This is a genomic window from Microvirga flavescens, assembly GCF_003290125.1.
In the GTDB taxonomy this organism is placed as follows: Bacteria; Pseudomonadota; Alphaproteobacteria; order Rhizobiales; family Beijerinckiaceae; genus Microvirga; species Microvirga flavescens.
In genome coordinates, this window is sequence record NZ_QMKH01000021.1 from 1 (window position 1) to 2262 (window position 2262).

At 57.9% G+C, this 2262-nt stretch carries 2 protein-coding genes; both read left to right on the forward strand.

The window, feature by feature from the left end; all coding sequences use genetic code 11:
* A partial coding sequence (locus tag DQW91_RS17295) for a cadherin repeat domain-containing protein (RefSeq protein ID WP_483466626.1) occupies positions 1 to 1014 on the forward strand: 1014 nt, incomplete at its 5' end.
* A 111-nt stretch (positions 1015 to 1125) separates the two neighbouring features.
* Positions 1126 to 2262, forward strand: a 1137-nt coding sequence (locus DQW91_RS16410) for a hypothetical protein (RefSeq protein ID WP_157961495.1), incomplete at its 3' end; no start/stop codon positions are given.

The window sequence follows — 2262 nt, forward strand, 5'->3', positions numbered from 1 at the left end:
CGGAACGTCAATGACCTGATCTCCGGCGAAATTAATGCGGACGGTGTCAACATCAGCACCAACGACACGGCTTACATCCATGACGATGTGGCCGCCGCTCTCTTCGCGCTTCACTCGGATTGGGGGAACGACTGGACCCGCATCGAGACATACTTCCAGAGCTTCGGTATCGAAAAGATCGAAAAATGGAATGGGTCCGGACCCGGTGATCCGGAGGGGCCGACGAATATCGCATTCTCGGATGCGACGATCCTCGAGAACATGGCGCGCGGCGGTATCATCGGTCAGTTCTCGGCTACCGACACGGACCCGTTGACCTGGACATTGGTTGACGACGCTGACGGACGGGTGAGCCTGCTCAGTGACGGTACATTGGTGGTGAAAAATCAGACGAAGATCGACAGTGAGCTTAGTCCGACCTTCGACGTCACCGTCTCAGTTTCCGATGGAACGTCGACAGTTCAGTTCACCCACACACTGACGATTCTGAACCTTCAGAGAGAAACTGTACGCGGGTTGACGACCAACATTCCTGGGATCGGCATCGACGACTATCTCAGAGGCGGTGCAGGCAATGATACGCTGGTTGGAGGCATCGGTAACGACACCCTGAGCGGAGGTAATGGTGCTGACCAGCTGAATGGTGGTACCGGCGATGACGTGTTCCGGTTCGACGGTCCAGTGACGGCTCTGAACAAGGACACCATCGTCCAGTTCGATCTGAAGAGCGCGACCGATCCGGCCGTTCTGGGTGACCGGTTCGATTTGCTTCAGAGCCGGTTCAACGGCATCACGTCGGATCTCGTTGATAGCGGAATCCTGAAGGGCAGCGCGTTCCATGCGGGCACTCTGGCGACTGCGGGAGCCGGACATCGGATCATCTACAATCAGGCGACGGGCGAGGTCTGGTACGATCGAGACGGCGCCGGGGTTGGTGCTGCCGCCTTCCTGATCGCGACAATTACCAGCGCAGTAAAACCTGCACTGACGCACGAGTATTTCCACATCGTCTAAAATCCGGGGAACACGAACAGCGGAATTTATATCCGCTGTTCGTTTCGTAACGGATCTGGCTCAACTCCAGTGCATGCAGTTGCACAATTAAATGAAGTAAAAGGGCAAACTATGGCTGTTAATCTGATACTCATCGACAACGCGGAAAACGATCCCTTCAACCCGGAAATCGTCGACGCGGGCAGAACGCTTAATATCGACGAAAACCTCACCAACGGATTGAAGATCGCTGAGATTACGGGCTTTGATGCGACAAGACTTCCCCCCTCCGGAAGCTACAAGATCGAGATCGTCGAAGATTGGGGTGGCCGTTTTTCCGTCGTCAAGGAAGGCGGCAAGTGGTATCTCGTCGCCTTAGGGGGACCGAATAACTTCGACTTCGAAGATCCGAATACGGGTGGCGTTTTCGATGGCATCACCTTCTGGTTCCGTGATTCCAATGATACGAACAATACAGGCACCGTATTCCAGCAGCTGTTTGTGAACGTTTACCTCAAGGACGTCGACGAAACCGCGGTGAACCAGGCGCCGACGTTCTCGATCGCGGGCGCGACGAGCTTTGCGGCGGACGACAACGGGGATCCGGTCAACCCGTTCGGTGGCGTGACGCTTGGCGATGTCGATAACGACGAGCTCACGGTCACGCTCTCGTTTGTCGACACCGACGGTACCCTGGGCGGCCTGTCCGGCACGGGCGTGACGCTCGTCAGCAACAGCGTCTCGTCTGGCATCCGCACGGTCACGGTGAGGGGCAAGGCGGTCGATCTGCAGAACCTCTTCGACAACGTGACGTTCGACCCGACGGATTCGACGGCGAACTCGGGCACGTTCACGACGCAGTTCAGCTTCACGGTGAAGGACGATACGCATACGGCGACGACGCACAACAACGCCGTGAACGTGGTGACCACGATCAAGGACAAGACCGTTCCCAACAGCGTGCCGGTGATCGCCGGGGCAGCTACGCCGGTGACCAAGACCATCGCGGACACCGCGACGGTGAACCCGTTCGCGGATGTGACGATCACGGACACGGAGAAGGACGAGCTGACCGTGACGGTCACCTTCGACAAGGCGAAGGGAACGCTGACCGACAAGGACGGCAACGTCTTCACCAGCGGCACCTACACGATCGTCGGCTCTGAGACGGAAGTGACGGCGGCCCTCAAGGGCCTGGTCTTCAACCCGACCGACCGGCCGACGGCGGCTGTGGGTTCGACCGAGACGACGGACTTCACCATCACCGTC